We start from the raw sequence: 2,971 nt of genomic DNA, 5'->3' as shown, positions 1-2,971 counted from the left end.
CTCCGCATGGACACCTGGTCACGGGGAAGGGTGACGCTCGTCGGCGACGCGGGCTACTGCCCCGGGCCGGCCGTCGGCGGCAGCACCAGCCTGGCGGTCGTCGGCGCGTACGTCCTCGCCGGGCAGCTGGCGCGGGCGGGTGGTGACCATGAGCGCGCCTTCCCCGCGTACGAGCGGGCCATGGCCGAGCAGGTGCACGGCAGTCGGGCGGCCGCGCTGAGCGCGGCGAAGACCCTCGTCCCGACCTCCCGCCTCGGGGTGTGGGGACTGGCCCAGGGCGCCCGTCTGATCTCCGCCCTGCCGGCGGGCCCCGGCCGTGCTCTCGTCCGCCTCACCACCAAGAGCGCTCGCCTGCACGACTCCGTCACCGTCGAGGACTACATGCCGTAGGAGCCGCCGAGCTCGTCGACGGCACGCGGCGGCGTTCAGCGCGGGACGACCCAGTCCGGCGCTCAGGTGCCGGGCGCGTCGTGGCCGGCCGCCGTGGTGGCGAGGTGGGCGCGGAGGGTGGCCAGCGCGGGGTGGGGGTTGTGGCGGTGCCACAGGAGCGAGTGCGGGTAGACGGGCGTCGGGTCGGTCACCGGGATCCGGCGCAGGCCGTGGCCGGCGGGCCAGACCAGGCGGGTGTGCTCGCCCATGAACGTGGCCAGGGCCGGGGTGTCGGCGATGGTGTCGAGGAGGGCGTCGGAGCCGAAGTTGGGGCCGGTCGCCTCGATGGTGAGGCCGAACCCGGCGACGAGGTCGTCGTAGTAGGCGGTCCACTCGGTGCCCGGGACGACGCCGGGCATCCAGATGCGGTGCCCGACGAGCTGGGCGAGGGTCACCGAGCGGGCGCCGGCCAGCACGTGGCCGGGGCCGGTGAGCAGCTGGAGCGGCTCGTCGAGCACCCGGACGGACTCGATGTCAGGGGGGAGGGTCCGGCCGGGCGCTGCGACGGCGCGGAAGGACGCGTCGATCGCACCGGACCGGATGGCGGCGACGGCCTTCTCGATGTCGAACAGCATCAGCACGTCGAGGTCGATCTCGGGGTGCGCGCGGTGGAAGCCGCGCATCAGGGCCGACGCCGCACCGCGCGAGGCGATGATGTCCACGCGCAGGGGACGGCGGCCGGTGTGTACGGACGCGACGGCCCGGTCGGCGACGCGCAGCAGCTCCCGGGCGTGGGGCAGGAACGCCTGCCCGTCGATGGTCAGCTCGGCGCCGCGCGGCGTACGGGTGAACAGCCGCACGCCGAGGGTGCGCTCCAGGGTGGCGATGCGCTTGGAGACGGCCTGCTGGGTGACGGCCAGCTCGGCGGCGGCCTCCTGGAACTGCCCCGCGTCGGCGGCTGCGACGAAGGTCCGGACGGTCTCGAGATCCATGCGGACAGCCTAGGGGTACAACTGTTGGTTGTGGCCGAGTGGCCTTGCGGTTGTTTGATCCCGGGCCGCTGTGCTCGCTTTGATGCTTCCGATCGCGGACCGGTTGTGCGAGTGGGTGAACGAGGGGCGGCGGGGGCATGGGGAGCGGGCACCGGTTGGGGCGGCGGTTCGGGTGGCTCTGGGGAGCGTACGGAACCAGCGCACTCGGCACATGGCTGGCCTTCGGCGCGTTTCCGTTGATCGCGATCCGGGTGCTGGACGCCGGGCCGGTGGGTGTCGCCGCCCTCTCCGCCGTGGGGGCGGCCGCGGGCGCGGCCGCGGCGGTGCCGCTCGGCCCGTGGGTGGAGTTCCGCCGCAAGCGGCCGGTGCTGATCGCGATGGACCTGGTGCGGTGCGCGGCGCTGCTGACGGTCCCCGCCGCGTACGCGCTCGGCGTGCTCACCTTCGTCCAGCTCCTGCTGGTCTCGGTCGTCGTCGCGGCGGCCGACATCACCTTCCGTGCCGCCTCCGGCGCGTACCTGAAGACGCTGCTGCCGGCGGATGACCTGCTCGTCGCCCACGCCCGGTTCGAGTCCACGGCCTGGACCACCACCATCATCGGGCCGCCGCTGGGCGGTGCGGCGATCGGACTCCTCGGTCCGGTGGCCACGGTGCTGGCCGACGCCCTCAGCTACCTGCTCTCGGCGCTCGGCATCCGCGCCATGGGCGGCCACGAGCCGCCGCCCGGGCGCCGGGAGGGCCCGCGCATACGGGCCGGGCAGCTGCTCGACGGGTGGCGGCACATCCTCGCCGACGCGACCCTGCGTCCGCTGTTCGTCAACACCGCCTCGTTCAACGGCCTGGTGATGGCCGCATCGCCGCTGCTGGCCGTCCTGATGCTCGGGCGGCTCGGGTTCGCGCCGTGGCAGTACGGCCTCGCCTTCGCCCTGCCCGCGGCCGGCGGGCTGCTCGGGGCGCGGCTGGCCCGACCGCTCGTCACCCGCTTCGGGCAGCAGCGGGTCCTCCTCGTGACCGGGGTGCTGCGCGCCGTCTGGCCCGTCGAACTGACCTTCGTGGGGCCGGGTACCGGCGGGCTGCTGCTGGTGATGGGCGTCGAGCTCGGGCTCATCCTCTGCTGCGGGATCTTCAACCCCGTCCACGCCACCTACCGCCTGCAGCGCATCGCGGCCGACCGGGCAGCCCGTACGCTGTCCGCCTGGGCGGTGACGACCAAGGCCACGACCGCACTGCTGACCGCTGCATGGGGCGTACTGGGCGGCCTCCTCGGCCCGCGCACGGCCATCGGCCTGGCCGGGGTGCTGCTGCTGGCAACCCCGCTGCTGCTCCTGTGGCGTGTCCCCGCTGAGCCGTCCTGCGATGCGGAGGCCGCCGGGAGCCGCGGCTGAGGCGCGGCGGCGGCCGTCACCGCGAACGGGGCGCTGCCGCCCGTTGTGATCAGGTTGCGGTGAGGAGGGCGACGACCTCGGCCGGGGAGAGTACGGCGCCCGCCGCGGCCTCCTCCTCGTAGCGATCGGGACCCAGCGCCGCGCGGGTCCGGGCCGGGAGCTCGGCCACCGCCTTCTGCTCGGGGACCGAGCGGGGGTGGCCCGCGCGCCAGGCGGTGGCCGCAG

Annotated in this window: 2 protein-coding genes and 1 pseudogene; 2 read left to right on the top strand and 1 reads right to left on the bottom strand. The window is 74.9% G+C overall.

Annotated features, from left to right (window positions below; translation table 11 throughout):
* Positions 1–390: pseudogene (locus tag AB0F11_RS37970) on the top strand (FAD-dependent oxidoreductase); the annotation flags it as partial.
* Positions 391–452: 62 nt separating this feature from the next.
* Here the strand turns inward: AB0F11_RS37970 and AB0F11_RS37965 are convergent.
* Positions 453–1,361 carry a LysR family transcriptional regulator gene (locus AB0F11_RS37965; RefSeq protein ID WP_362184402.1) on the bottom strand — a complete coding sequence of 303 codons (909 nt, stop codon included), beginning with the start codon at positions 1,359–1,361 and terminating at the stop codon, positions 453–455.
* 137 nt (positions 1,362–1,498) lie between these two features.
* Between AB0F11_RS37965 and AB0F11_RS37960 the strand changes: the two genes are divergently transcribed.
* Entirely contained in the window at positions 1,499–2,746 is a 1,248-nt protein-coding gene (locus AB0F11_RS37960) for an MFS transporter (RefSeq protein WP_362184400.1), read from the top strand.
* Positions 2,747–2,971: the final 225 nt, after the last annotated feature.

The organism is Streptomyces sp. NPDC032472 (assembly GCF_040636955.1).
Taxonomy (GTDB): Bacteria; Actinomycetota; Actinomycetes; order Streptomycetales; family Streptomycetaceae; genus Streptomyces.
Note: the sequence above shows the minus strand (reverse complement) of the source record. Positions and strands in the feature narration are given on the sequence as shown.

Bases quoted from the DNA above. Each gene is read 5' to 3' on its own strand.
- AB0F11_RS37965 (WP_362184402.1), bottom strand. From the start codon at position 1,361: ATGGATCTCGAGACCGTCCGGACCTTCGTCGCAGCCGCCGACGCGGGG.
- AB0F11_RS37960 (WP_362184400.1), top strand. From the start codon at position 1,499: ATGGGGAGCGGGCACCGGTTGGGGCGGCGGTTCGGGTGGCTCTGGGGA.